Below are 26,474 nucleotides of genomic sequence, written 5' to 3'. Positions count from 1 at the left end.
ATCTGGATGGCCAAGATTTAGGCAACCGTCAGGGACTTGAATCATATGGGGTGAGAAATTTGGTGGGTAGCATGGGGCTGGAAGGGCCAGAGGACCTTGAACAGCTCGCCATCAAAAAAATCAACGGCGGCCATGTGAAAGAGGGACTTAAACTCATGCTGCGGGCCGCGAAGGGCTATGAAGAGGCCGGAATGAGTGAGGACGCGGCCAGGCTGTACAAATACCTCGGTTACGTTCTTCTGGAGAGAACGAAGTCGGTTGAAAAGGCCCGGCCATCTCTTCTGAAGAGCGCATACCTCTATCTCGACCTTATAGATGGTGAGATATCCAGACCAGAGGTCGACATCGATGTTCTCGATGAGTACTGCTTCAGTGTCCTCGAGATATCCGCCACACTGGACGACCGCAGGAGCCTGACGAAGTACGCCGAGGAGTTCGCGGGAATCTACGAGGACCTTGGAGCGTCCTATCAGGATAACGACGATATAGAGATGGCGATAAAGGCGTACGAATCCGCATACCGGTACTACAAGCTGGTGGACAACATCGAGGCGTACAAGAGGATAGCCGAGACCCTGATAACCCTCTACGGCCAGGTGGCGGAAAGCAGGCTGGAAAACGGGGACATCAGAAGGGCGGCGGAAGCGTTCTACCGCCTCGCAGGCTTTATACGGGCACTGTTTGGCTACGACATACACTTCATCGAGATGATGGACACCGCGGCCAAGAACTTCGAGAAGGCGAGCAAGATAGCGTACTCGAACGGCGACCTGGACGGCACTACCACCTGCCTCGTCAAGGCCCAGTACGCGTACCTGCTGGCGAGGAACTTCAGCAGAGCCAAGCTAATCGGTCTCAACACCGCCAGAATACTCTACCAGGTCATAAGCGCCCACCGCTCCAGGGGCGACGAGGAGATGGCCACGAAAAAGCTCCTGGAACTGACAGAGGCCCTCATGGGAATAGGGAAGCTCGACGAGGCCATGGGAACTTACAAGAGCGCCCTCGAGGCCAAGAGCAGTATGGAGTTCAGGGTGCGCGTGAGGCTCGCCGCACTCAAGCAGTTCGCCGCGCTAAACAGCCGCGGGGACGTGCTTGAAGACATCGAGAACATAGAGTACTACACCGGCAGAGGGAAGTACACGAAGGCCCTGGAAATAGGAGAGAACGCCATGAAGAGGGATGGACTCGTTGAGATCCTGGAGAAGATCCACGCGGCCGAAGGCGTCTATCGCTAACTCCTGAAATAGAATGGCAGGAATCAGAGAAGTAAAAAGAGGTCAGGACTTGACCTCAACCCTGGGAATGGGTATGTGGTACGGCAGGCGCATCTCCTTCGCGAGGAGCATCAGCATCGGGGAGACTTCCTTGGTTATGAAGTTGACGACCTCCGCGAAGGTCATGGAGTCTATCTTCTTCTCATCCTCCCAGAGGTTGAGGATTTCGTCTATCTTCTCCTTCTGCGGCGGGAGGTAGAGTATGACGCCCTCGATCGCGCCGTCTGCGATCTTGGGGTTGTAATCTATCTCGTACCTAAAGAGGATCTCGATACCGTTCAGCTTGCCGGTTGGGGTCCTGATCTCACCGAGGCGCATCTCCTTGACCTTCGGCGAGAGCCTGACCTCTATCTGGCCCCCGGGAACGGAAAGGGAAACCCTCTCCATTTCAACCTTGGTTATGTTGAACCCAAGCACTGGCATTTTCTTTCACCACCTCGAAGTTGATGGGTTTATATAAAACGCTATCGGTAGGCCTTTAAACTTTCCCCCGAACTCCCTCAGATGCCGAGGGAAAAAGTCGTCAGGGTGTGGGATGAGCGGGAAGTGGTATATCCCCCAAAGAGATGGCGCTACCTCCGGGAGAAGAGGGAAAAGGCGTTGAAGATAATGGAGCGCCTGAGCCAGTTCGACCCGCAGCTCTACGGCAGCGTCGCCAGGGGGGACGTCAGGCGGGAGAGCGATATAGACATCTTCATACCCTATCGGGTGCCGAGCTACCTCATCGAGCTCGCCCTTGAGGGGCTCGTGAGCAGAAGGAAGATAGTTATGGCGACCCCGTGGCACCTCATAAAGGGCGTCATTGAGATAGACGAGGAAACGACGGTCACATTCCCGCTGATCGACCCCACGGACAGGGAGCTTGAGTTCTACCGGTGGGGCGGGGCGGTTGATCTGCGGGGCGTGAAAACGAATGAGCGCGTCCCCGGCGTCAATAAGAAGCTGATACTCATAGTCCCCACAGAGAGGGGGCACATCGAGAGGGAAGTCGTCGGGCGGGAGAGCGAGGTCGCCCGAATCCTCAGCGTGAGCATCGATATCGTCACCGAGCGCGTCCACGTTCTGACGAGGAGGGACGCGATAGGGAGAACAGGAATCTACATCAACGAGGAAGTTCCCGACTGGATGAGCTTTGAGGAAGCGCTGAAGGTGATAGCCGACCGCGACCCGAACGTCAGGAGAAAGGTGAGGGAGCGCGGTGGAATATAAGGAAGAAAAGAACGCATCAATCCTGACAGCACTTCTCCTTCATGTGAGCCGGCAGAATCTCCTTGAAGCCCGTGTACTTCCAGAGGGCCTTCGGGAGCTTTACCACACCTTCCTCTGTCTGGAAGTTCTCGAGGATGGCAACGATTGCCCTTGATGTCGCTATTGCCGTCGAGTTGAGCGTGTGCACGAACTTGGGCTTCTCGTGGGTCTTGTCGCGGAAGCGGATGTTAAGCCTTCTCGCCTGCCACTCGGTGCAGTTGCTTGCGCTTACGACCTCCCTGAACTTGCCCTGGCCCGCCATCCAGGCCTCGATGTCGTACTTCTTCGCCGCAACGTATCCCAGATCGCCGGTGCAGATGTTCACGACGCGGTAGGGAATCTCAAGCTCCCGGAATATCTCCTCCGCGTTGGCTATGAGCTTCTCGTGCCACTCCCAGCTCTCCTCGGGCCTCGCGTAAACGAACTGCTCGACCTTGTGGAACTGATGAACGCGGAAGATTCCCTTCGTGTCCTTTCCGGCGGTTCCAGCCTCCTTGCGGAAGCAGGGGCTCACGCCGGCGTAGAGGAGCGGCAGGTCTTTGCCCTCGATTATCTCGTTGGCGTGCATCCCGGCCAGCGGGTGCTCGGCCGTTGGGACGAGGTAGAGGTCCTCGCCCTCCACCTTGTAGATGACGTCCTCGAAGTCGCCGAAGCTCGTGACGCCCTCCTCAACAAAGCGGCGCACCATGTAGGGCGGTATGACCGGGACGAAGCCCTTCTCGATGAGCTTGTCGAGGGCGAAGCGGAGCAAAGCAAGGTCGAGGATGACCAGCTCGTTCATGAGGTAGTAGAACCTCGCACCGCTGACCTTCGCGGCCCTCTCAAGGTCTGCTCCCCTCAGGAGCTCCAGCATATCCACGTGGAGCCTCGGCCTCCAGTCGAGGACCTCGTAGTCCATCTTTCCGAGGCTCTGCTCCTTAAAGCTCTCGAGGAAGCCCTCCCAGACCCTGGCCTTGCCCCAGAACCTGATGGGGACGTTCTCGGTGTCGTCCTTGCCGACGGGAACGCTCTCGTGGGTGATGTTCGGGAGGCGCCAGAGGTAGTAGTCTATCCTCTTCCTCAGCTCCTCGACTTCCTTCTCGAGCTCCTCAATCTGCTTCACTATCTCGTTGCTCCTTGCCAGGAGGTCGTCTATCGGTTCGCCTGCCTTCTTGCGCTTACCTATCTGAACCGCCAGCTGGTTGCGCTCCTTCCTGAGCTGGTTGATTTTCTTCAGGTTATCGCGCCATCTGGCATCGAGCTCCAGAATCTCGTCTATCCACTTGAGCTTCTCTATCTCCCCGCGCTTTATGAGGTCGCCCCTGACGATATCGGGATTTTCACGGATGAGCTTTATGTCCAGCATAGTCTTCCACCTGGGAAAAGAAGGTGAAGGAGTTTAAAAAAGGTTTTGATGGGGGATTTGGAGGGACGACAAAGTCAGCCGAAGAACGTGACTTCGACCTCCTCCCCTGCCTCCAGTATCTCGACGTTCTCCGGAACCTCGATGAAGCCGTCGGCATCCACGAAGCTCGTGACCGCTCCGCTTCCCTTGAGTATGGGCAGGGCTTTTTCGCCCTCTATCCTGACCGGGAGGAACTGACGCCTGCCTTTCACGGAGAAGACCTTGTGGGCGAGCTTTTTCTTGACCTTTCTGATCTCGCTCTCCCTTCCGAGGAGCCTTCTCAGGAGCGGTGCAACGAGCAGGGTGAAGTTGGTCAGGCAGCTGGTTGGGTAGCCGGGCAGGCCAAAGACCGGCTTTCCGTTGATCAGGCCGATTATCGTCGGCTTACCCGGCTGAATCGCTATGCCGTGAATCTTTACCTCGCCGAGCTCCTCGATTATCGAGCTGGTCAGGTCCCTTATTCCACCGCTCGCACCGCCACTGAGGATTACCATGTCGCAGCACTCGATTCCCTTCTCGATGAGCGCCTTGAGGCTCTCACGGTTATCCCTGGCTATGCCGAGGAAAACGGCCTCACCTCCGGGCTCCCTGACTGCGTCCGCTATTGCGCGGCCGTTTATGTCGTATATCTGGCCGTATCTCAGCTCCCTCCCGGGGAGAACCACTTCGTTTCCGGTGCTTATCACGGCAACCCTGGGCTTTCTGAAGACTGGAACCTCGGCGATTCCAACGGCCGAGAGGAGTGCGGTGTCCTTGAAGGTCAGCCGGGTTCCACGTTTGAGAAGGATCTTCCCCTTGGGGATGTCAGCTCCGGCCTTCATGACGCCGAGGCCCGGGTAGGCCGGCTTGTAGATGATGACCTCCTCCCCTTCCCTATCCACGTCCTCGAACTGTACCACTGCATCGGCACCCTCGGGCAGGGGCGCGCCCGTGGAGATGTAAACGCTCTCGCCGGGCTTGAGCTCCACAGTTGGCGTGTCCCCGGCGTTTATCTCCCCGACGACCCTCAGTCTAACCGGCTCGCTTTCGCTCGCCATGAATGTGTCTTCAGCCCTTACTGCGTAGCCGTCGACCGTGGCGCGGTCGAAGGGGGGGACGTTTATCGGCGATGTCACATCCTCGGCCAGAATCCTGCCGAGGGCCTCGCTCAGTGGGACGCTTTCAATTTCTGGCTTCAGGGGAAATGAGTTTATGACCTCGAGGGCTTTCTCCAGGGGGACGACCTTCAGGAACGCCATTCTATCACCGGAGAAAAGAGAACGCCTTTCTATAAATGGGTTGCGTAAGTGGAAGTGTTTACTCCTTCGAGCACCCCGAAACCCTTAAATTTTATCCTGCCAAAGATTATCCTGGTGAAGATAATGTTTGTGAATCGAAAAAATGAGCTGGCACTGCTCGACAAGCTATACCGTTCTGGAAAGAAGGAGGTCTTAATCCTCTACGGGCGCAGGAGGGTGGGGAAGACGGAGCTCGTGAAGAGGTTCATCGAGGACAAACCGGCCATCTACTTCCTCGCCGACAGGGACGGCCTGGAGACCAACGCGAGGAGGTTCTACCTTGAGACCGCGGAAAAACTCGGCCTGCCCGCGGTCGAAGTGGACGATTTCAGGAAAGCCTTCGAGCTGATAAAACTCAGGGCCCCGGGGAGGCTCGTCGTGGTGATAGACGAGTTCTCCTATCTGTTGCTCACGGACAAAAACACGCCGGCGGTTTTTCAGCATGTGATCGATGAAATCCTGGACGACCGCTTCTTCCTCATACTCAGCGGTTCCCTCGTTGGTCTGATGGAGGGGCTAATGGGCTACAACAACCCCCTCTACGGAAGGAGAACCGCACAGCTCAGGCTGAAGCCCCTGAACTTTTTCCACGTGGCGGAATACTTCGGGAACAGACCGCTGGAGACTGTGGTCAGGATCTACTCGGTAACCGGTGGAGTCCCCATGTACTTCCGCCTCTTTAGAGGGGAGGACTTCGAAAGGGGGCTCATGGAAACAGCGTTTTCGCCCACTTCAATCCTCTACGAGGAGCCCGAGTTTATACTGAGGGAGGAATTGGGTGAGGTGCACCGTTATTACCTAATCCTGGAGGCCCTCGCCAACGGGAGGCACAGGGTCAGTGAGATTGCCCAGTACGCTGGCATAGAGCCGAAGGACATGCCCAAATATTTGAGAACGCTGATTTCCCTTGACCTGGTGAGAAGGGAGGTGCCCGTAACGGAGAGCGAGAGGAGCAGAAAGGCCCGCTACTACCTGAACGACAACTTCTTCACCTTCTGGTTCCGCTTTGTCAAGCCCAACCGCGGGAAGGTAGAGATTGGAACGTTCGAGATGGATTGGGATGCCTTTAACACCTACGTTGGGAGGGCCTTCGAAGAGGTGGCGAGGCAGTTCCTGATCGAGCTGAACAAAGCGGGAAGGCTTCCCTTCACGTTCACGAAGGTTGGAAGGTGGTGGCACAGGAGTGAGGAGATTGATCTGGTCGCTTTGAACGATAGGACGAAGAAAGCCCTCTTCGTCGAGGTCAAGTGGAAAGGCCTGAGCGAGAGGGAAGCGCGGGGAGTTTTGAAGAATTTGGAGAAAAAGACAGCCTTTGTGGGACTCAGGGGCTGGGAGGAGTGGCATGGGTTGATTGCGAGGGAGGTAGAGAGAAAAGATGCTTTGAGGGCTGAAGGCTACCTCCTCTGGGACTTGGAGGACTTCAAAGACCTTATTTCTCCCAAGTCTTAGCCGTTGGGGAGGCCATCACTTCGGCGCAGTCTTGGGCAGAGGAGGCAATCAAAATCGGCCTTTACGCCAACCCGGAAGAGCCGGTAAAACCCAACTGCGGGAAGGTGATGGAGAAACTCAAAGAGCTATAAAATCACCACTCCTCATCCTCTTCCCAGTCTTCCTCCTCCCACTCCTCTTCCCAGTCCTCGTCGAGCTCGTCCTCTTCCAGCTCCCACTCCTCATCTTCCTCGAAAAGCTCTTCCCCTTCGAACTCCTCGACCTTCTTCTTTTTCTTAGGAGGCTGCATCCCGATCCCCGTTTCTACCTGCGGATAATGGCTTATAAACTTTTTTCTACCAATTTAAAGCATTTCATGGCCAAATTCTGTGATTCGGCCGGTTAGAAAGGTTTTTAATTGATGAGACCAAGTGGAAATCATGAGAGTAGCCATCGTAACGAGCGACGCCCGTGTTTACTACACCGCCACCAAGGTGCTGAAGGAGTACGGCATACCCTTCCACAGCCTCCAGGTGGGTGAGGAGATACCTTTCGACGTTGAAGTGGTCCTGACGGGGGAAAGGGACTACAGGAGGGTCAGGTTCCCCGTAAAGGTCGTTGTCAGGGACGAGAACTTCATAGACGAACTCCTGGCGAAGCTCGAAGGCAGGGAGAGGTTTAAGAGGATTTACATCGCCATAGACCCCGGGGAAAGGCCGGGACTGAGCGTCGTCGCGGATAACCGTGTGCTCGAGGTTCACCACCTGAAGAGCCCGCGTGACGTTGGAATAATCCTCGACCTGCTGGATAAGTATCCAGGCGCTAAAATCAAAATCGGCCACGGCGCCAAGAGGCAGAGGGTGCTCATGCTCAAGGCCCTCGCGGACGTGCTCGGCTACGATTACCCCCTCATCGTCGTGAACGAGTCGAGGACCACCCCCAAAGTGGGCGGCATAGAGGTGTCCCAGGTGCAGGACATCGTGGCGGCCATAAACATAGGCCTGCGCGAGGGGAGGGAAGTTCCCATAGGCGAGCTCCTCGACGTTAAGGAGCCTACAAAGCGTGAGATAGAGGATATAAAGAGGCGGAGCCGTGAGCTGAGCGGGAACATCACGATATCCTCCAGACTGGCCCGCGAAGTTGCGCTGGGCAACCTAACGCTGGATGAGGCGATAGACAGGCAGAGGAAGAGGAGGCGGTCAAGATGATCTTCGGTAAGGATGAGGAGAGGTACGAGAAGATTAAGCTCCGCGTTGCAGAGGCCCTGAAGAGGGATGTTGGCAGGGGAATAGTCCGGTTCGACAGGAAGTTCCAGAAGCAGCTTGGAGTGGAGCCGGGCGACATCGTGGAGCTGATAGGCGACCGCACAACCGCCGCGATAGTGGCCAACCCCCACCTGGACGACAGGGGACTCGACATCATTAGAATGGACGGCTACATCAGGAGGAACGCCGGGGTCAGCATAGGCGACTACGTGACGGTGGCAAAGGCTGAGGTGCAGGAGGCGAAGAAGGTTACCCTCGCCCCGGCCCAGAAGGGCGTCTTCATCCAGATACCCGGCGATATGGTGAAGCAGAACCTCCTGGGAAGGCCAGTGGTGAAGGGTGACCTGGTGGTCGCCAGCAGCAGGGGGGAGACCTACTACGGCGGCTCGCCCTTCGACGAGCTGCTCAGGGGGCTCTTCGAGACAATGCCCCTCGGATTCGGGGAGCTGAAGTTCGTGGTGGTCAGCACCAACCCCAAGGGCGTCGTCCAGATAACTTACAACACCGAGGTTGAGGTCCTCCCGCAGGCGGTTGAGGTGCGCGAGGAGGCCATCCCGGAGGTCACCTACGAGGACATCGGCGGCCTGAGCGACGCCATCCAAAAGATACGCGAGATGGTGGAGCTTCCGCTCAAGCATCCGGAGCTTTTTGAGCGCCTTGGAATTGAACCGCCGAAGGGTGTTCTGCTCTACGGCCCGCCTGGAACGGGTAAGACTCTCCTGGCCAAGGCCGTGGCAAACGAGGCCAATGCGCACTTCATAGCCATCAACGGCCCGGAGGTCATGAGCAAGTTCTACGGCGAGAGCGAGGAGCGTTTGAGGGAGATATTCAAGGAGGCCGAAGAGAACGCCCCCAGCATCATATTCATTGATGAGATTGACGCGATAGCCCCCAAGAGGGAGGAGGTTGTCGGGGAGGTTGAAAAACGCGTTGTCAGCCAGCTGCTCACGCTCATGGACGGCCTTAAGGGGCGCGGAAAGGTCATAGTTATCGCCGCCACCAACAGGCCGGATGCCCTGGATCCAGCCCTCAGAAGGCCCGGACGCTTCGACAGGGAGATAGAGGTCGGCGTTCCCGACAAGAAGGGCAGGAAGGAGATACTCCAGATACACACGAGGGGAATGCCCCTCGAGCCGGATTACGACAGGGAGACCGTCCTCAGGGTCCTGAAGGAGCTCCTCAAAAAGAAAGCCTTCGACGAGGATGTTCTCAAAAAGCTGATGGAGCGCGTTGAGAAAGCCAGGAGCGACGACGAGGTGAAGGAGATTCTGAAGAGCGCGAGCGAGGTTTACCCCGAGGTCAGAACCAGGCTCATCGACAGGATGCTCGAGAAGATCGCGGAGAAGACGCACGGATTCGTCGGTGCGGACCTCGCCGCGCTCGCGAGAGAGGCAGCCATGGTCGTCCTCAGGAGGCTCATAAACGAGGGCAAGATAAGCCCCGAGCACGAGAAGATACCCCCGGAGGTTCTCCAGGAGCTCCGCGTGAGGAAGGCAGACTTCTACGAGGCCCTCAAGATGGTGGACCCAAGCGCGCTCAGGGAAGTGCTCATCGAGATGCCGAACGTCCGCTGGAAGGACATAGGCGGCCTCGAGGAGGTAAAGCAGGAGCTCAAAGAGGCGGTCGAGTGGCCGATGAAATATCCCAAGGCGTTCCAGAGGCTCGGCATTGAGCCGCCGAGGGGTGTGCTCCTCTACGGTCCGCCCGGAACCGGTAAGACGCTCCTGGCCAAGGCCGTGGCGACGGAGAGCGAGGCAAACTTCATCGGCATCCGCGGCCCTGAGGTTCTCAGCAAGTGGGTCGGCGAGAGCGAGAAGCGCGTGAGGGAGATATTCAGGAAGGCTAGGCAGGCCGCTCCAACGGTGATATTCATCGACGAGATCGACGCCATTGCACCGGCTAGGGGCATGGAAGGGGACCGCGTTACGGACAGGCTCATCAACCAGCTCCTCACCGAGATGGACGGCATAGAGCGCAACAGCGGTGTCGTTGTCATAGCCGCGACGAACAGGCCCGATATCCTCGACCCTGCCCTGCTCAGGCCAGGAAGGTTCGACAGACTCATACTCGTTCCGGCACCCGACGAAAAGGCAAGACTTGAGATACTCAGGGTCCACACGAAGCGCGTGCCCCTGGCAGGGGACGTCAACCTCAAGGAGCTCGCCAAGAAGACCGAGGGATACAGCGGTGCGGATATAGAGGCCCTCGTGAGGGAAGCGGCCCTGCTGGCGATGCGCAGGATAATGAGGGAGCTGCCTGTGGAGGCCGTCGAGGAGGAGAGCGAGGAGTTCCTTGAGAGGCTCAGGGTTTCCAGGAAGGACTTCGAGGCGGCCCTCAAGAAGGTGCGCCCGAGCATAACGCCCTACATGGTCGAGTACTATCAGAACTTCGACGAGAACAGGAGGAAGAGGGGCGGAAAGAAAACGGAGGGACCCGACTACTACACCTTCTGATTTCCCTCCTCTTTTTGGAAAAAGTTTTATACGTTGGTGCCCAAGTGCTTACACGATTAAACCGAGGGGTGGCGAAAATGGTCAAGATAATGGCTTCCAAGCTTAGGGACGTTGAACTGATAACCGACACCGGTGTAAGGCTCGGCTGGGTCTACGACCTCAGCTTTGACGAGGAGACCGGTGATATTCTCGTGATAGTTGCCGAGCCGGATGAGGACCTCGACACAAGCGAATTCGTCACGGATCACGAGGGCCTGCTCCTCATCCCCGTCAGCGCCGTTAAGAGCATCGGCGAGGTCATAATCATCGACTCGAGCAAACTCGCCGTCAAATCCAAGCTCAGGAGGCCGCCTTCCTCAGTGAAGGGCTCCGGGGAATCCTCCGGCCTCGGGCAGTGATTCCCTCCTTTTCAATACCCATCATACAGCCTCTCCGCAAGGAAGCGGGGCAGGTCCGCATCGAGTATCTTTCTCGCCGCTTCCTGAACGTCGTACTCCACCCTGCGGAACTCAACGTTGTCTGGCGGCTCCCCGTCTGTGTCGATCAGCGCATACGCCGCCCTCCAGTCCCCGTCCCTGGGCTGCCCGACGCCTCCGGGGTTGATGATTCTCCTGCCCCCCAGCACCTTCAGCATCGGCACGTGGGTGTGGCCGACCAGGAGGTCATCCTGTCTGACGTAGCTCAGAACCGATTTGAACTCCCCCTCCGGGAGCCATGGGAAGAGGTACTCGTCCAGCGGGGCCCTCGGGGAGCCGTGGATGAGCAGATAACTCCTTCCTCTGTCGTCTGTGAAAAGCTGTCTCACAGGAAGTCTTCTGAGAAATTCGAGGTTTTCCACGGTCATAACGCGCTGGTGCCAGCGAACCGCCTGCCGCGCGTAGGGATTGAAGCCCCACTCCGCCCCGAAGGCGATGGCGTTGTCGTGGTTGCCGCGGACGCAGAGGAAGGTTCTCTTCTCCATCCTCTCCCGGACGAAGTCAACGACCTCGTTCGGACTCGCCCCGTAGCCGACCAAATCGCCCATGCAGAGAACGGCGTCTGCGTCCTTTATCTCCTTCCACACCGCTTTCAGCGCCTCCAGATTGGAGTGGATGTCGGAGATGAGGGCGATGAGCATGGGACCACCAGAACTCATGAATGACTAAACTGTTATAAACCTTGGGCCGACTGGAATACAGCACAATATCGACAATTTAATAAATATTTGATGTCATCATGTTTTGGGTGATCTCTCTGAAAAAACTTTGTGCTATAATGATTGGGGTCTTGGTTGCCATTTCCGTAATCTCCAGTTATTCATGGTACAAAACAGAAGATGACCTAAAAATCCTCAGGACGGTTCATGAAGAGAGCTGGAGCAGGGTATACCTGACGGCGACTCAGGATATCTACGAGCTCAGCTACATGAGCGAGGTGTTTGAAGGGCTCCTTGAGGAAAATGCTTCTGAAGATACCATAGTCGAATACGCCGGGGGATACTACCTGAGGGCAAGGCACGTCAGACGGATTTTCCAGTTCCTGAGTTACGAGTATCCCGAAGGATACCTCAAGTACGACAAACTTGGGGAGGCCTTTTATCACATTGAAGGTTTTTTCGTAGGTGGGTTTTCCCGGGCGGACGTTGATAGAACCGAGACCGTCAGGGAAAACCTCGGAACCCTCAAAGAAATCTCACGCATAGTTAAAGAGCTTGGAGAATATAGCGATCCAAGGGATATCCCGCAGGAACTGGCCGATGAGCTGCTGAACGCAACCAGCGATTTAAAGCTCATCTACGAGTAATCCCAGCGAAACTCGAAGACCAACACATAAAATAAGGATGGGGCAGAGATGCCCTCACTTCTTCCTCTGCTTCTTCTTCCAGTTGCTCCACTTGTAGAGGGCCGCGAGGGACTTGATGGCCCTCTCCGGCTCCGGATAGGCCGGAATGCCCTCCTCGTTGAGCATGTCGATGGCTTCTTTGGCCTCTATGCCGCCGACGATGGCAACGACGAGGGGCTTCTTCCTGCCGCTCTCGTTGTACTCGCGGATGACGATCTTGGCCAGGTCGCGCGGGTCGAGCACTGCGGTCTGGCAGTAGAGCACAGCCACGGCGTGCATGTTCGGGTTGGCGAGAGCGTCCCTGACCGCGCCCTCGTAGCTCTCCGCGCCGGCCATACCGGTCAGGTCGACCGGGTTCTTGTATGAACCGAAGGGCGGCATGTGGTTGGCGAAGACCTTGAGCTCCTCGAGGTCGTCGTAGAGGTGCAGTCCCTCCTCCTCGGCGGCATCGGTGGCCATAACTCCTATTCCACCGCCGTTGGTGAGGATGACAACGTTCTCTCCCTCGGGCTCTGGAAGGTTGCTCAGGGTCCTGGCCCAGTCGAAGGCCTCCCCGATGGTGAGGGCACGGAGAACGCCGCTCTGCTTGAAGGCTGCGGTGTAGATGCTGTCGGCACCGGCGAGCGAACCGGTGTGGGAAGCTGCGGCCTTGGCACCGCGCTCGCTCCTTCCGGCCTTGATGATGATAATCGGCTTCTCCATGCTGACCTCCCTGGCGGCCTCCATGAAGCGCCTGCCGTCCTTGACGCCCTCCATGTAGATGAGGATGGCCTTGGTGTTGTCGTCCTCCTTGAAGAACTCGAGCAGGTCGGCGTCGTCTATGTCGCTCTTGTTTCCGACGCTGACGACGGCCGAGAGACCAACCTTCTCGAGGATGGTCCAGCCCATGAGGGCTATTCCAAGAGCTCCGCTCTGGCTGATGAGGGCCAGGTTGCCCGGCATGACGTCGGTCGGGCCGAAGGTGGCGTTGAGCTTGTCCGGGGTGTAAACGACACCGAAGATGTTCGGACCGAGGATCCTCATGCCGTACTTGTGGGCGGTCTCGACTATCTGCCTCTCGACCTTCTTGCCCTCCTCGCCGAGCTCGCCGAAGCCCGAGCTGATTATCGGGAGAACCTTGACGCCCTTCTGGCCGCACTCCTCAACGACCTGCGGGACGAACTTGGCCGGGACGATTATGACGGCCATGTCAACCTCGTCCGGAACGTCGAGGATGCTCTTGTAGGACTTGAACTTCTTCCCGTTTATCTCTATCTCAACACCCTTAACGTTGACCGGGTATATCTTGCCCTCGTAGCCGTACTCGACGAGGTTCTTCATAACAGCGTAGCCGATCTTGCCCGGCTTCTCCGAAGCGCCGATAACGGCGATGCTCTTCGGTCTGAAAAGTGCCTCAAGGTTTCTGTCCATCTCAATCACCTCACTCCGATGAGAGTCACATTTTCCAGTCCGTAAAAGCGGTTATAACTTTTCTCCTCTCTTTTTGACGATAGGAAACTCGACGGACGTTAAAGAACCAGAGGTTGGACACCGTTGATTCAGAACCCGAGAACTTCGAAATACTTATTAGACTCCTCGTCCAAATATACAACTCAGGTGGTAACGTGCGAACTTTTGGGAGCAGGGTGGAACGCAGGGCCCTCCGCCTGCTGAGCAGTCTCTTCGACTTCGTTGTGATAGCCCTGGGCACCCTGACCATGCTCTACGTCGTCAGGATGATATGGGATCTCGCGGTAAACTCGCTCATCCATTTCGCTCCGGAAGACGCCCTCCAGGGCATAGTTCTCATCCTGATATTCCTTGAGATCTTCGAGATAATCGTCATGTACATCATCTACCACCACGTCCCGATGAAGAACGTCGTGGAAATCGGCGTGCTGGCGCTCGTGAAAGAGCTCCTCATAACACTCGACCTCACGGAGCTCGGCTGGCAGGTGCTCCTCGGCATGGCGGCCCTTATAGCCGCGATGGGCTGGGTGTACACGCGGGAGAGGCAGCGGGAAGACAACTACAACCGGTTCCTCATAGAGCGGGGCATCACGGAGAAGGACGTGGACGACCTGACGAAGACCCTGGATGAGGCAAAGGTATAGACAAACCCTAAATAGCCCCATGACTTTCTTTCTCCAAGGGGTGATGGTATGGGAGTACAGATAGGCGAGCTCGTTCCGAGGAAGGAGATAGAACTGGAGAACCTCTACGGCAGAAAGGTCGCAATTGACGCGTTCAATGCCATATATCAGTTCCTTTCAACCATAAGGCAGCGCGACGGGACGCCGCTCATGGACTCCCGCGGGAGGATAACCTCCCACCTCAGCGGCCTCTTCTACAGGAACATCAACCTCATGGAGGCTGGAATAAAGCCCGCGTACGTTTTCGACGGAAAGCCGCCGGAGTTCAAGAAGAAGGAGATAGAGAAGCGCCGCGAGGCGAGGGAAGAGGCCAAGGAGAAGTGGTACGAGGCCCTGGAGCGCGGCAACCTTGAGGAGGCGAAGAAGTACGCAATGCGCGCAACCAGGGTTAATGAGGGGCTGATAAACGACGCCAAGAGGCTCCTTGAGCTGATGGGAATCCCCGTGATCCAAGCGCCGAGCGAGGGTGAGGCCCAGGCGGCATACATGGCCGCCAGAAAGAAGGTCTACGCCTCCGCAAGTCAGGACTACGACTCGCTCCTCTTCGGCGCGCCCAGGCTGGTGAGGAACGTCACGATAACCGGCCGGAGAAAGCTCCCCGGAAAGAACGTCTACGTTGAAGTTCGGCCCGAGCTGATAGTTCTGGAGGAGGTTCTCAAGGAGCTCGGCATAGACAGGGAGAAGCTCATAGAGATGGCCATACTGGTCGGCACGGACTACAACCCCGGCGGAATAAAGGGAATCGGACCGAAAAAGGCCCTCACCATCGTCAAGCGCACAAAAGACCCGCTGAAGAAGTACAACAAGGACAGCGAGGTTGACCTCTACGCGATAAAGGAGTTCTTCCTGAATCCCCCAGTCACCGACGAATACGAGCTCAAGTGGCGCGAGCCGGACGAGGAGGGAATCCTCAAGTTCCTCTGCGACGAGCACGACTTCAGCGAGGAGAGGGTGAAGAACGGACTTGAGAGGCTGAAAAAAGCGGTGAAAGCGGGAAAGCAGGCAACGCTGGAAAGCTGGTTCGGGAAGCGCTGACCCTTTTCTTTTCCTCAAACCGGAATCTTCAGGTTGAGCTTGTCCACGAGCTCCTTGTAGCGGTTCCTGACGGTGACCTCGGTGACGCGCGCTACCTCGGCCACCTCGCGCTGGGTTCTCTTCTCGTCCTCCAAGAGGCCGGCTATGTAGAGGGCGGCCGCGACCAGGCCGGCCGGGCTCTTTCCGCTTGTGAGTCCGCGGTCGTAAGCCTCCTCCAGTATCGCGATGGCCCTTCTCCTGACACGTTCGCTCATGCCGAGTTCGTCTGCGAACTTGTTGACGTAGTCGGTTGGCTTGACGAAGAGCTTCTTGGGGGTGAGGTTCAGGTTCCTGGCTATGAAGCGGAAGCTCCTTCCTATCTCCTTCTTGTCAACGCGGGATATGTCGGCTATCTCGTCGAGGGTTCTCGGAACCTTCAGAAGCCTGCAGGATGCGTAAACGCACGCCGCTATTACGCTTTCAATTGAACGGCCCCTTATAAGCCCCTTTCTCACGGCCTCACGGTAGAGCCTCGCGGCCTCCTCCTCGACATGCCTCGGGAGCTTCAGCTGGGAGGCGATTCTATCCAGCTCGCTCAGTGCGAACGCGAGGTTACGCTCGGCGGCGTCGCTGACGCGGAGGCGGCTCTGCCACTTCCTGAGCCTGTACATTTTCTCACGCATCAGTCCGGAGAGGTTCCTGTCGATGCCGATGTCGGTTGAGAGTCCCTTGTCGTGAAGGAGAATGCTCTCAGGGGCTCCAACGCGGGCACGCTTCTCCCTCTGACTGGCGTCAAAAGCGCGCCACTCCGGCCCCGTATCAACGACGTTTTCCTCAATAACGTAACCGCAAACCTTACAGATTATCTCGCCCCTACCCGGGTCGTATATGAACTCCGTCGAGCCGCAGACCGGGCAAACCCTACGATTGCTCACTCCAACACCCCCAACCGGCCGGCTATTTTATATAGCCCTTATAAACCTTCGCCTTTTTTAACTATGTAGCGGAGTAACCAGGCGAGGTCCTCGCGCTTGAAGGTTATCCTCTCCAGAACCCGGACGTCCCAGTCCTCCTCAACTATGTTCGCGTAAATCCAGAGGAAAACGGGGTCGTCGTCGGTCCCAACGTGGAGGTTGCGGTAGAGAAGATCGACCGTCCCGTCCTTGTTCTTCTTAACCGAGACGGCCTTCCAGGTGTCCAGACTAACCTCTCCCTTTTCGTCAAGGATGTCCACTATCTGCTTGGCGTCCATTGGGTCACCTTCCGGGCTCACCATTTAATCGTGTAGTCCCTGCGCGTTCTCTCGTCTATCTGGGCCAGAATCCTCTTGAGCTTGGCGTCGTCGATGGGCTCCCTTATCTGGCCCGCCTGGTAGAGCTGGACCAGAACGAGCTCAACCTGTCTCGCAAGCTCTGGCTTGACGAGCTTAACCCTGCCGAGTCTCTCCCTTGCCTCGGGGGTAAGAATTCTCCGCATTATGGCATCGAGCTGGGCCTCAAGCTCCATCTCCTGCCTCAAAGCCTCCTCCTGGGCCTTCTGCTGTTCAAGATACTTCTTCTGGAGTTCCATGAGTTTGCGCTTCCTGATTTCCTCTATGTCCTCAGCCATGGCCCTCACCTCCGGGTTAAGATTGGGGAGGGGGTTAAAAGGCTTTGCGTTTCAGGGTCTCATCTTCTCCCCAGGGTCAGGATGAGAACCGCCGCCCCGAGGATTGCCACGACGAGCCACACCGCCGTTTTGAAGCCTCCAAAGGGTTCAGAGCCGTCAGAACATTGGGGATAGCTGAAACTGACCTGCCCTGGCCAGGAGGATGAGGGCTATGTATAAGCGGTCTTATGAGGATTCCACAGGTGGATAGCGTTCGGAGTATTAATCGAAACCCATAGAAAAATTCGAGGCGGCCCTAAAAAACATTTCCTGGCATAGAAAGCCGGCAGAAGGGGACAGAGGTTTGAAAAAAGGCCGAGCTCAGTACTTCTTGAGCTCGGGGATCTGCTCCTCGAGCTCCTTCTTGAGCTCGGTGGCGATCTTGTCGAGGAAGCTCTGTCCCTGCGGGGTGACGGTCCTTCCCTCGCCCGGAACCTTCTGGACGAAGCCGGCGGCCTCGAGCTGCTGGAGGGCCTTCCTTATGATGCTTCCTCCGGCCTTGTAGAAGTGCTCCGGGGCGTGGCCGCGGTTCTTCCTGCCGCCGTACCAGGTCCTGAGCCTCTCGATGCCGACCGGGCCGTCGACGTAGACCTTCCTGAAGACGCTGGCGACCCTGTAGTACCACCAGTCGTCCTGCTCCGGGATCCTCTCCTTGTGCCTGCCGGTCTTGACGAACGGAGCCCACTCGGGCGGCTTTATGGCCTCTATCTCCTTGAGCTTCTGAGCAACCCTCTCAACGAGCAAATCACCGGGAACGTCGTAAACAGTCGCCATCCTTCAATCCCTCCCCTTCTTGAATTTCCTCCTGAATTGAGCGATATCGAGCTTGACTTTCTTAACGGGCTTCTCCTCCCGCTTTTCCTTCGAAAGCTCCTTTCTCTGGAGCTTCCTTAAATACTTTTCCCAACCTTCCCTCGGTTTGAACAATATAAACCTTTTGCCGCGCACGTCGATGAGTTCGCTGTCAGTCATTTCCGCGACCTTTCTGGCCAGGGCCTGCCTGTCGAGTCCGGTGTTGATAAGGGCACCCTTCCTTATCTCGACCTTGAGGATGCCGTCCTTCTCAAGCTGTGTGTTTATCTCCTCGATGACACCCTCATCAAGCCCTCTCTTGCCTATCCACGCACGTGGAGGGATATCGTAGTATCTCGCCCGCACGGCGCGTCTCACTTTTCCAGGTAAGCGTTTCTCCATCTCTCTCACCTCTAAGCCTCTCGCGGTTTGCTGAAGGCCTTATAAAGGTTGGCCTTTTAAAGGTGTTGGCAACAATCATCGATGAAACGGGGTGAGGCTATGCTCGTCCATCATCTCTACTCCGGCGGAAAGGACTCAAGCCTGAGCGCGTGGATTCTAACCAGACTCGGCTACGATGTGAGACTGGTAACCGTCAGCTTCGGCCTGCTCGACAACTGGAACTTCGCTAAAGAGACCGCAGAAAGGCTGGGCTTCGAGCACCAGGTCGTCTATCTGCCAGGGGAGATTCTGGAGAAAGCCGCGGACATGGCGATCAAAGACGGCCACCCTAACAACGCTATTCAGTTCATTCACGAGAGGGCCCTAGAGGCTGTGGCTTCAATGCCCGAAGTCGAGCGCGTGAGCGACGGAACGAGGAGGGACGACAGGGTTCCTTTCCTCGACCTGCCGAAGGCCCGCTCCCTGGAGGACCGCTTCAACGTCGCTTACATACGACCACTACTCGGCCTCGGCTACAAGACGATAAGGGAGCTGACGGAGAAGCTCTTCGTCGTTGAAATCAGGGAGAGCGAGGAGCTGGAGAAGGCCGACTACGAGGTCGAGCTGAGGCACCTGCTCCGTGAGAGGGGAATCAACCCCCTGGAGATATTCCCGAAGAGGCACTACCAGTCGAGGGTTCTCGGCTGGAGGGAGAAAGGGATTTAAATCCACACTTTTTTGGGATGCACAACGGGCAGACCCTCATCCGGTTCGAAGGAGAATAGAAAAGGAAATCAGAGCCCGCTGAGCTTTCTGACTATAGGGTTCTCGGCCTCTTCGGGCTTTATCTCCTCGACGCTCTCGATCCATATCTTGTTCCTCGGAACGCGGTGCTTGCTGCCGACCTCAGAGTAGAGTATCTCAACGACGTCCTCGGCCTTGAGGCCGCGGTATTCCCTGGTGAACCTCTCCCTCTTTCCGTTCCTCTCGAAAACGCCCTTAACGCGGAAGACCTTAACCTCCATAGCTCACACCTCCATCATCAGTCAAGGAAGCCCAAGGCTTCTTCAATCTTCACTATCTCGGGTCCGGTGGTCAGGTGCCCGACGACAACACCGTGAGAGTTCGCCAGCATGCAGGAACCAACGAAGGGAACGCCCATGTTGGCGGTTCCAACGTAGATATCAACCTTGAACAGGTCGCGGAGCCACTCGAGCTCCTCGTCGGTTGCCTCGGGGTGAACGAGTCCGCCCCTGTTGGTGACCACTCCAACGCTTCCCACGGCGTGGAAGTCGCCTATCATGCCCCTCTCGACCTCGACGCCGAGTACATCCTCGAGCCTCTTGGTCTCCTCGCGGCTGAACTTTGCACTCACCAGTGCCGCCCTGTCGTTGGCAAGGATGAGGTTGCCGAAGGCCGTGAGGGTGCTCTGGAACGGGACTATCTCGGTGTCAATCCCGTGCTCTCTGAGCTGGCCGTTTATCTTCTCCAGCTCGGCGTCCCAGACGTACCAGGGGACGACTATCGCGTTGGAGTTCCCGGCCGCGAATATACCCACTATGCGCGACTTCATTATGCTCGTTTCAATGAGCGGAACCTTGAGAACCTCCCTGAGAACCTCGAGCTTCTTCTCGCCGAGGCCCTCCCTGATAAGGGCTAACCTGTCGGTGGCGGTGCCGTAAACGCCCAGGTATGGAGAGTTCTCAAAATCGAGCCTTTCTATGTGCATCTCGTCACCTCGTTAAATTAAAAGTAATCAGGCAAGGGAGACCTTGGCAATCCTCTTGCCCTCTTCCTCTTCAACGACGACCTTGACGCGGAGCTTGTTGGGCGGCTTCTCCGCTCCGCGCTCCCAGAGCTTCTCGTTGACGTCGGTGCCGATGACGACCTCGTCGGCCTTGGCGTGCCTGGCTATCCACTCGCGGACGAACTTGGCGGCCCTCGGGGCCCTCTTCCAGCGCGGAACGCGCTTCTTTATCTTCTTGATGGGAACGACGAATATGACTTCCTCTCCGGGCTTGATCATCTAAATCACCTCACTCCTTGAGCTTGGTTCTCCTCCACATCCTTCTCTTCGGGTGGGTCATGACCTTCCTGTTGGTCTTGACGATGACCCAGACCGGAATGCGCCTGTTCTGCTTGGCGGCCTTGGCAAGTCTGAGCTTCTTCGCAAGCGGCTTGTTTCTCGCCATAACTACACCTCCCGGGATTATCATGATGCCTGTTGATGCTTTGGGTATTCTTTTTTAAGCTTTTTCGTGGGGTTTTAAGGTTTTCCACCCGGAGCTATCCCCGGCGTTTTTTCCTCAGGAGGAGAGGGATTACCGAGAACCCGATTATCGCGGCCGGACCGCAAACGCCCGAACCCTCTTCAGCCGGTAGGGTCTGGGCGGGCGTGTTTTCCTCAGGGGGCTCCGGGGAGACGTTGAGGGCGTTGCCCGTATCAATATACGGAATGACGAGTTTAACGCTCCAGTTCCCGACTGGCACCGCTACAACGGCAGTTTCAGCCTTCAGAGCGGAGGTTATTCTGCCGTCTGAGTAGTAGAATGCCAGGCAGGTACCGTCGAATGTGGTACGGGCGTTTGAGGAGTAGTCTCCCCAGACGGTTGCCCAGCCGCGCCCCTCGAGCGCGATTCCCGTAACGTAGAAGGGGTAATAAAAGAGTATTCCCTCCCCCACTTTAACCCCCCGGAGCATTGATGCAGCTCTCGAAGAGGGAACACACCGGGAGAGGTTTTCAAGGGGGATTCTGGAGATGTCGAAGGATGGCGTTATGAAACTAACGGCGCTTTGGTTGGCCTTCCACGCATGGAACTCATTGGAGGAACCGTACTCCACAGTGCTCTCTTCAATGGGGCGAAGAGTCCTCCCAGCGGGGTCGTAGACGAAGGTTTCGTTGAAAGCCGGTCCCCAGTAATAGACGCAGAAGTTTCTAAATCCTCTATCGCTCAGCCTCCCGTACACCCACGAGCCGTTAACGTTCATAAACAGCCCCGGAAAAGGCATCCTAAGAAACTGCACTGAGGAATCGCTAAACTCGGCGTGAAGGATTTTCTCCCGGTTGACACAGAAGTCCACAAAGGTGGAGTTTTCGGGGGAGTAATGGGGTACGGTGCGGACGATGGAGATGTAGACCCTGCCCTCACCGGGGGAAAGTTCCAGCTCGGGAACGAAGGAGTTTCCCCCAACCCGGGCGAGGGTTCCGTTTGGAAGCTTCAGAACCGGATTGGGGCATGTGAGCGTTTCGCTGGCATTGCCGAAAGCACTGGGAGGGACTTCAACCGAAAGGTTGAAGAGGGGGCTCAGCCTCCCGTTGCGGTAGTACAACAGAGGCGGGAAAAGCCGTCCTGTCAATGGAGTCGCGCTGGCGTTATTGGGGGAACAGACGAAACCGGAATGTCCAACCCACATGTAGGGGAAGTAAACGCTGGACCTATTCCCAATGAGGAGGTATTCTCTGAGGGAGTATGGCTCTGGAGTGTATGCCTCAATTCCATAGCTTGGGAGGTATAGGATAAGCCCTCCCCGGAATGGAACCGCCCGGAAGAGCTTCAGCAGGCTCTCCGCGTTCAGGCCGCTGGAGTCGCTGAAATTCAGGAGGTGGAGGTACTCCTCAAAGGCCTCAACCGGAACGGAGTAAGTTTCGTTGGCGTAGGGGAAGGAGAAGACCAATGAGCCGTTGGAGATGGTTCCGCTCACAGCCATGGCATCAGGCAGGTTGAAGAGAACGTCCGAGTCAATTTGAGAAAGGCGAACGGGCCTCCCAATCCGTTCCTCCTCCGGGAGGTACTCCATGACGGTATAGCTTACGTTGGTGCAGACGTCGAACTCGCAGGGGGAAATGTGGCGGGCACCGACAAGGAACCACTTCCTCCCGACGGGAGCAGCTGAAAGGGCTGTGAAGTTGAACCCCGCCAGCGAGTCCGTGAGGTTAACGTACTTCACTCCGTCACCGACTTCGAAGAGGAGATATTTCCTTCCGGAGAGCTCACGACACCCAATGTAAGTGTCTGGAGAGTCTATCGGACACATGTGCTCAACTGGTTTTCCGTACTCAGATACGGTAATTGCAATCAGGGCCAGACCCCCGTTGCTGGCGACGCTGAGGTGCATCATGACCGGATGGGCCGGAAACCGATATCCTGGTGCAGGTTCGGCAATAACCTGCTGGGGGAGAACGGCACCGATGAGGAGCAGAATAACAAGGAAGCGGGAGGTTCTCATGTCATCACCAATTTAACTACGGCACAGAATTAAAAACGTTTTGGAAAGGAATAAGAAAACGATAAGCTGCGTCAGAATATCAGAGGGGCTCTGTAGCTCTGTACTTGTATTTCCACCAGCATCCTCGGCGCCTTCTGGCTAACTTTTTTCTGTAAGATTGGCTCCAACGGTTGCCCGCGGAACATGATGAAGGCAAAGAAAAATGAGAAACACTCACCCGAGCCGCCTTTCAAGGAAGACGGCCAGCACGAGCAGAAGCCCCAGCCCCAGAACGGCCAGGTAGGGCCAGCGCGTCGTGACTTCGGAGGCGCTTACACCCGTTCCGCCGACCTCAAAGGAGAGACCAACGCGCCCATCGCCCCTGACGACTACCGCCACGAAGTCCTCGTCGCTCCTGACGGCCATGGTTCCCGAGACATTGTTCCCCTTCACAGTAAAGACAGCTTTCCCGGTTCCGAGGGGGTCGAAGTCCTCCCTCTCGCTGTTGAGCGTGAAGTGGTAGGCTTTTAGCTCCAGGTTTTTGCCGCTGGCCTTAATTGTCAGCTTCTTCCCGCGGAGGGGGGTGGCGTTGATTATTATAACCTCCAGCCCCTCGCCGAAAGGTTTCCTCTCCAGCTCAAGCGTGACGTTCTCCGGTTTCTCCATGTAGCGCGCAACGAGCAGGACCGAGTCAAAGAAGCCCTTTCCTTCCACCATGAGCATGAACTCGCTCTCGTTGAAGATCACGAAGTCAGACCTCCCCTCCGGGGAAGAGGAGGTGTGGAGTATCTCGCCGTAGGGGCTGAGGACGTGGAGCTTCAAATCCTCCCCCTGGCGGACGTAGCGGCCGTAGAGGAAGGCTATCTTTTCCCCGGTGATGTTCTCGAAGATGTAAGGGGGCGTCACGTCGCGCCAGACCACGTGGTAGGGAAGCCCGAGGTGGTGAACCTCCGACGTGAAGTTGCTCTTGGCGAGCCAGTTGTCCCCGTAAACCGGGAGCCTGCCGGCACCGCTGACCTCCAGCGTGAGCGGATAGTCCTCACCGTTTACTGTGGCGTTGAACCTCAACGGCGCCTCCACCCGAAAGCCCGAGGGGAAGCTCGGGAGCGAGACGACGAGGGTCAGCTGGACGCTCCCCTCGACGTTGAGGGTCCTGACCTCGTTCTGGCCGTAATAGAAAGCGTACCTAACCGAATCCGGCAGTCCGGCAACAGCTAACTCCACCCTTCCGTTCCCCGTAACCACGAGGTTATAAACCGCTGACCCGCCGAGGTACGTTCTCGCGTAGTCGTTGACGAACCGCACGCTGAGGCCCCTTTCGAGCATGAGGGGCACGCTTGTCGTGAAATCGGCCGAGGAGATAACGACGGTGGCGTAATCCACATCCTCGGTCAGGTTGAAGGCCACCTCCTTCTCCTCGCCCTCGCGGAGGCTGAGGTCGAGGTAGAGGGGTGAGCCGACGACAACGGAATTGCTCATAACGCTGACCTTTCCGTGGAAGTGGCCGCCATCGTTTTTGAGCCTTATTCTCAGCCTCTCCCCGTCGAGGGAGTAAGAGACGACCGAGATATCCGGAGGCCGGAAGTAGAAGCTCTCCTGGGTAACGGCACCGTAATCAACGACCACCGTCCCCTGGAGGGGATTCCTCTCAAAGGTTAACTCCTTTTGCTCGCCCCTCTCGAGGTGAACCTCCTTCCTCTCCAGGGTGAGCCCTCCGGCCGTGAGCGCGACCGTTGCGTTAACCGCATCCCCACGGTTGAGGAGCGTGACGTGCAGTTCCTCATCGCGTTTTAGGGAGGTTATCTCCACCTGCTTCTCCGTCCCCTCCAGCACCACGTCCCTGCTCAGCCCCCCAAGGGACAGCACCAAAATGCCGGAAGGAGGGGTTTTAACCTTAAAGCTCACCTCGTCCCCCCGTTCAAAACTCACGGGGAGCTCCTTCACGAGGAGGCCATTTGAATACACCTTCAGCGTGTCGTTTATGCCGTAGTAGCCGTCCCACCGTAGGTTAAGCCTTGTGTAGGTGTCAAAGGCCTCAACCACATTAACGGAGAAGTCCTTTTTCTTGACTATCTCCAGCCTCGAATAGTTCCCGCTCAGGTGGAGAACAAGCTTCCGGGTGGTCGGGTCGAAGCGCCCGACGGTGTAGTTAACCCCATTAAAAAAGAGGCTCCCCCCAAAGCCGAGCACGCTTGAGTTAGACCCGCTGGGGCCTTCAACGCGCAGGTATATCAGGCTTCCGGAGGGGGAGGGATCGAAGGTGACCACGTTATCATCAACGAGCAGAACCTCGTCGAGTCCAATCTCGACCGGATACGCGAGAACGTTCCCGGCAAGGATGAGGAGGATTAGAGGAATCAGCACCTTTCTCATCGCCATCACCTCAGTCAGGGTACTCCTTGCGGTACATGCCGAGCAGCGTGAGGAGCAGGGCCGCGATTATGCTCCCTATGAAGAACAGCGCCGTCATTCTGGGCTCGCCCTTGTAGGCGTCGAGGCCGGCGTGAAGCGTGAAGTGGCTCTTGAGGAGCACCCCCACCTGGTAGTTGAGAGTGAAGCGCTCCGGGTTGTCAAAGAACGGCAGCTGGGGCAGTATGAACTGCGCAACGAAGACGAGGGCGAAGGCAGAGAGTGAAGCGTAGAGGGGACGTGAGACGACCACCGAAAGGAGCACCGCCAGCGCACCCAGCGCCCCGAGGAGCAGGAGCGTGACGCCGAGGGCGTAGAGTGCCTCATCGAAAGTCGCCCTAAAGCCTTCAAGGCCCGCCTTGTAGAGCAGAACCCCGTATATCTGAAGGATGAGATAGGGGACTCCGAAGAGGACAGCTATGCCGGTCATTCCGGCCAAAAACTTCCCAAAGACTATCTCGCTCTTCCGTATGGGCTTCGTCAGGAGAAGCCTTATGGTGCCCCTGTCTATCTCGCTCGCGAGGAGGTCGCTCATGAGGATTATGGCCACGAGCTGGCCGATAACGCCGAGCCAGAAGTTCACCATGAACTCGGAGGTGACTATCTGGAAGGACCGCTCAAGGGCCTTTGCTCCATACTCCGTTATCTCCTCGTGGGTGAAGAAGTAGACCACCACGGGCAGGAGCATGGCAGCGAGCATGACCTTGAACCGCCTCGCCCTAAGTATCCTCGAGACCTCGCTTGAGTAGAGGACGCCTATCACCCTTCCACCTCCAGGCTGAACTTCTCCATGAGGATTCTTTCGAGGGGGCTCGTGTGGGGCTTGAAGAGTTTGAGCCTTATCCCGTTCGAGCTGAGGTACTTCGGGAACGCCAGGAAGAACTCGTCGCGGAACTTCGGCTCCACGATGACCCTGATGACGTTGTCCTCCTCCCACGCCTCCCGGATGTAGGGCTTCTCGCGCAGAAACTCCATCGCCCTGTCGTTATCGGAGGTCACCACATCGTACTCGTTTTCCTCTATCTGCGTTAGGTCGCTTATCTTCCCCTGGGCTATCATCCGGCCCTGGTTGATTATTCCCACGTAGTTGCACATCTTCTCTATCTCGCTGACTATGTGGGAGCTCACGAAAATCGTCTTGCCCTTCTTGGAGAGCTCCACTATCCTGCCGATGAACTCTATCCTGCCGAGGGGGTCGAGGTTTGCCGTGGGCTCATCCAGAATCAGAAGTTCCGGGTCCGGCATGAGAGCCATTGCGAACATGACCCTCTGCTTCTGCCCGCTCGAAAGCTCCTTCATCCTGTTGAGCGCTATCCTCCCCACACCGACGTAGGCCATCAGTCCCTTCGCCCTCTCCCTTGCCTCGTCCTTCTTCATGCCGGAGAGGCGGCCCATATATGTCAGGAACTCAAAGATGGTCATGTTCTCATAGGCTATCGGCGATTCCGGCATGTAGCCAACCCTCTTCATTATCTCCACTCTTTCCCTCGGCATGTTCATACCGAAAATCTCAATCTCGCCGTAGGTGGGCCTCAGCGCCCCCGTGAGCATTTTGATAGTGGTCGTTTTACCGGCCCCGTTCGGCCCGAGAAAGCCGTAAACAACGCCCTTGGGAACCTTTAAATCGAGGTTGTACACTATGTTGCGCTTTCCGAAGAACTTGGTGAGATTTTCAGTCCTGATGAGCTCCATGAAGGGACACCCTAATCACGTTTTGTTCGTTAATACTGTAATCTAAAC

29 protein-coding genes are annotated in these 26,474 nt (G+C 56.9%); 10 read left to right on the top strand and 19 right to left on the bottom strand.

What is annotated here, in order from left to right:
* Positions 1 to 71 precede the first annotated feature (71 nt).
* Entirely contained in the window at positions 72 to 1,238 is a 1,167-nt protein-coding gene (locus GQS_RS10125) for a hypothetical protein (RefSeq protein ID WP_014013598.1), read from the top strand.
* Positions 1,239 to 1,280: 42 nt separating this feature from the next.
* Here the strand turns inward: GQS_RS10125 and GQS_RS10120 are convergent, their stop codons facing one another.
* Positions 1,281 to 1,700 (bottom strand): hypothetical protein, encoded by a 420-nt coding sequence (locus GQS_RS10120; RefSeq protein ID WP_014013597.1) that lies wholly within the window; start codon positions 1,698 to 1,700, stop codon positions 1,281 to 1,283.
* 81 nt (positions 1,701 to 1,781) lie between these two features.
* On the opposite strand from GQS_RS10120, the gene GQS_RS10115 reads away from it, so the two are divergent.
* Positions 1,782 to 2,486 carry a nucleotidyltransferase domain-containing protein gene (locus GQS_RS10115; protein WP_014013596.1) on the top strand — a complete coding sequence of 235 codons (705 nt, stop codon included), beginning with the start codon at positions 1,782 to 1,784 and terminating at the stop codon, positions 2,484 to 2,486.
* A gap of 16 nt (positions 2,487 to 2,502) precedes the next feature.
* Here GQS_RS10115 and serS read toward each other — a convergent pair whose 3' ends face one another.
* Positions 2,503 to 3,870 carry a serine--tRNA ligase gene (gene serS / locus GQS_RS10110; protein WP_014013595.1) on the bottom strand — a complete coding sequence of 456 codons (1,368 nt, stop codon included), beginning with the start codon at positions 3,868 to 3,870 and terminating at the stop codon, positions 2,503 to 2,505.
* A gap of 74 nt (positions 3,871 to 3,944) precedes the next feature.
* Positions 3,945 to 5,147 (bottom strand): gephyrin-like molybdotransferase Glp, encoded by a 1,203-nt coding sequence (glp, locus tag GQS_RS10105; protein WP_014013594.1) that lies wholly within the window; start codon positions 5,145 to 5,147, stop codon positions 3,945 to 3,947.
* A 123-nt stretch (positions 5,148 to 5,270) separates the two neighbouring features.
* Here glp and GQS_RS10100 point away from each other — a divergent pair, with 123 nt between their 5' ends.
* On the top strand, positions 5,271 to 6,635 hold the full coding sequence (locus GQS_RS10100) for an ATP-binding protein (protein ID WP_014013593.1): 1,365 nt from the start codon (positions 5,271 to 5,273) through the stop codon (positions 6,633 to 6,635).
* A gap of 133 nt (positions 6,636 to 6,768) precedes the next feature.
* Here GQS_RS10100 and GQS_RS11030 read toward each other — a convergent pair whose 3' ends face one another.
* Positions 6,769 to 6,924, bottom strand: a complete 156-nt coding sequence (locus tag GQS_RS11030; protein ID WP_014013592.1) for a hypothetical protein — start codon at positions 6,922 to 6,924, stop codon at positions 6,769 to 6,771.
* A 130-nt stretch (positions 6,925 to 7,054) separates the two neighbouring features.
* Between GQS_RS11030 and GQS_RS10095 the strand changes: the two genes are divergently transcribed.
* From GQS_RS10095 to GQS_RS10085, 3 genes are all read left to right on the top strand, one after another.
* Positions 7,055 to 7,822 (top strand): hypothetical protein, encoded by a 768-nt coding sequence (locus GQS_RS10095; RefSeq protein ID WP_048056584.1) that lies wholly within the window; start codon positions 7,055 to 7,057, stop codon positions 7,820 to 7,822.
* Positions 7,819 to 10,332, top strand: a complete 2,514-nt coding sequence (locus GQS_RS10090; protein WP_014013590.1) for a CDC48 family AAA ATPase — start codon at positions 7,819 to 7,821, stop codon at positions 10,330 to 10,332. Before GQS_RS10095 ends, GQS_RS10090 begins: the two co-directional genes overlap by 4 nt.
* Positions 10,333 to 10,409: 77 nt before the next feature.
* The gene (locus GQS_RS10085; RefSeq protein WP_014013589.1) at positions 10,410 to 10,730 is read left to right on the top strand and encodes a PRC-barrel domain-containing protein; all 321 of its coding nucleotides are present in this window, start codon (positions 10,410 to 10,412) and stop codon (positions 10,728 to 10,730) included.
* Positions 10,731 to 10,741: 11 nt separating this feature from the next.
* Here GQS_RS10085 and GQS_RS10080 read toward each other — a convergent pair whose 3' ends face one another.
* Positions 10,742 to 11,449, bottom strand: coding sequence for a metallophosphoesterase (locus tag GQS_RS10080; protein WP_014013588.1), 708 nt, complete (start codon positions 11,447 to 11,449; stop codon positions 10,742 to 10,744).
* Positions 11,450 to 11,586: 137 nt separating this feature from the next.
* Here GQS_RS10080 and GQS_RS10075 point away from each other — a divergent pair, with 137 nt between their 5' ends.
* Entirely contained in the window at positions 11,587 to 12,114 is a 528-nt protein-coding gene (locus tag GQS_RS10075; RefSeq protein WP_014013587.1) for a hypothetical protein, read from the top strand.
* Positions 12,115 to 12,168: 54 nt separating this feature from the next.
* Here the strand turns inward: GQS_RS10075 and acs are convergent, their stop codons facing one another.
* Entirely contained in the window at positions 12,169 to 13,563 is a 1,395-nt protein-coding gene (gene acs, locus GQS_RS10070; RefSeq protein WP_014013586.1) for an acetate--CoA ligase alpha subunit, read from the bottom strand.
* Positions 13,564 to 13,757: 194 nt separating this feature from the next.
* Between acs and GQS_RS10065 the strand changes: the two genes are divergently transcribed.
* On the top strand, positions 13,758 to 14,246 hold the full coding sequence (locus GQS_RS10065; RefSeq protein WP_014013585.1) for a phosphate-starvation-inducible PsiE family protein: 489 nt from the start codon (positions 13,758 to 13,760) through the stop codon (positions 14,244 to 14,246).
* A 48-nt stretch (positions 14,247 to 14,294) separates the two neighbouring features.
* A complete protein-coding gene (gene fen, locus GQS_RS10060; protein WP_014013584.1) occupies positions 14,295 to 15,320 on the top strand; it encodes a flap endonuclease-1 in 1,026 nt (341 codons plus the stop codon).
* Positions 15,321 to 15,334: 14 nt separating this feature from the next.
* On the opposite strand, the gene GQS_RS10055 is transcribed toward fen, so the two are convergent.
* From GQS_RS10055 to GQS_RS10035, 5 genes are all read right to left on the bottom strand, one after another.
* Complete coding sequence (locus tag GQS_RS10055) at positions 15,335 to 16,234, bottom strand: transcription initiation factor IIB (RefSeq protein ID WP_014013583.1); 900 nt, start codon at positions 16,232 to 16,234, stop codon at positions 15,335 to 15,337.
* Positions 16,235 to 16,272: 38 nt separating this feature from the next.
* On the bottom strand, positions 16,273 to 16,551 hold the full coding sequence (locus tag GQS_RS10050; protein ID WP_014013582.1) for a hypothetical protein: 279 nt from the start codon (positions 16,549 to 16,551) through the stop codon (positions 16,273 to 16,275).
* Positions 16,552 to 16,568: 17 nt separating this feature from the next.
* Positions 16,569 to 16,907 carry a DNA-binding protein gene (locus GQS_RS10045; protein ID WP_014013581.1) on the bottom strand — a complete coding sequence of 113 codons (339 nt, stop codon included), beginning with the start codon at positions 16,905 to 16,907 and terminating at the stop codon, positions 16,569 to 16,571.
* 360 nt (positions 16,908 to 17,267) lie between these two features.
* Complete coding sequence (locus GQS_RS10040; protein ID WP_014013580.1) at positions 17,268 to 17,720, bottom strand: 30S ribosomal protein S19e; 453 nt, start codon at positions 17,718 to 17,720, stop codon at positions 17,268 to 17,270.
* A 3-nt stretch (positions 17,721 to 17,723) separates the two neighbouring features.
* On the bottom strand, positions 17,724 to 18,140 hold the full coding sequence (locus GQS_RS10035) for a YhbY family RNA-binding protein (RefSeq protein WP_014013579.1): 417 nt from the start codon (positions 18,138 to 18,140) through the stop codon (positions 17,724 to 17,726).
* Positions 18,141 to 18,239: 99 nt separating this feature from the next.
* Between GQS_RS10035 and GQS_RS10030 the strand changes: the two genes are divergently transcribed.
* A complete protein-coding gene (locus GQS_RS10030) occupies positions 18,240 to 18,845 on the top strand; it encodes an asparagine synthase-related protein (protein ID WP_014013578.1) in 606 nt (201 codons plus the stop codon).
* 68 nt (positions 18,846 to 18,913) lie between these two features.
* Here the strand turns inward: GQS_RS10030 and rpl18a are convergent, their stop codons facing one another.
* The 8 genes from rpl18a to GQS_RS09990 all read right to left on the bottom strand — a co-directional run bounded on the left by rpl18a (position 18,914) and on the right by GQS_RS09990 (position 26,426).
* Positions 18,914 to 19,144 carry a 50S ribosomal protein L18Ae gene (gene rpl18a, locus GQS_RS10025; protein ID WP_014013577.1) on the bottom strand — a complete coding sequence of 77 codons (231 nt, stop codon included), beginning with the start codon at positions 19,142 to 19,144 and terminating at the stop codon, positions 18,914 to 18,916.
* Positions 19,145 to 19,161: 17 nt separating this feature from the next.
* Entirely contained in the window at positions 19,162 to 19,848 is a 687-nt protein-coding gene (locus GQS_RS10020) for a translation initiation factor IF-6 (RefSeq protein WP_014013576.1), read from the bottom strand.
* Positions 19,849 to 19,875: 27 nt separating this feature from the next.
* On the bottom strand, positions 19,876 to 20,145 hold the full coding sequence (locus GQS_RS10015; protein WP_014013575.1) for a 50S ribosomal protein L31e: 270 nt from the start codon (positions 20,143 to 20,145) through the stop codon (positions 19,876 to 19,878).
* Between the two features lie 10 nt (positions 20,146 to 20,155).
* On the bottom strand, positions 20,156 to 20,311 hold the full coding sequence (locus tag GQS_RS10010; RefSeq protein WP_014013574.1) for a 50S ribosomal protein L39e: 156 nt from the start codon (positions 20,309 to 20,311) through the stop codon (positions 20,156 to 20,158).
* A gap of 94 nt (positions 20,312 to 20,405) precedes the next feature.
* Entirely contained in the window at positions 20,406 to 22,346 is a 1,941-nt protein-coding gene (locus GQS_RS10005) for a CGP-CTERM sorting domain-containing protein (RefSeq protein ID WP_014013573.1), read from the bottom strand.
* Between the two features lie 213 nt (positions 22,347 to 22,559).
* Positions 22,560 to 24,704 carry a hypothetical protein gene (locus tag GQS_RS10000; RefSeq protein ID WP_148236390.1) on the bottom strand — a complete coding sequence of 715 codons (2,145 nt, stop codon included), beginning with the start codon at positions 24,702 to 24,704 and terminating at the stop codon, positions 22,560 to 22,562.
* A gap of 4 nt (positions 24,705 to 24,708) precedes the next feature.
* Entirely contained in the window at positions 24,709 to 25,497 is a 789-nt protein-coding gene (locus GQS_RS09995) for an ABC transporter permease (RefSeq protein WP_014013571.1), read from the bottom strand.
* On the bottom strand, positions 25,494 to 26,426 hold the full coding sequence (locus GQS_RS09990; protein WP_014013570.1) for an ABC transporter ATP-binding protein: 933 nt from the start codon (positions 26,424 to 26,426) through the stop codon (positions 25,494 to 25,496). The genes GQS_RS09995 and GQS_RS09990 overlap by 4 nt, the downstream gene beginning before the upstream one ends.
* Positions 26,427 to 26,474 lie beyond the last annotated feature (48 nt).

The organism is Thermococcus sp. 4557, from assembly GCF_000221185.1.
In the GTDB taxonomy this organism is placed as follows: domain Archaea; phylum Methanobacteriota_B; class Thermococci; order Thermococcales; family Thermococcaceae; genus Thermococcus.
This window is presented reverse-complemented; position numbering and strand designations above follow the sequence as displayed.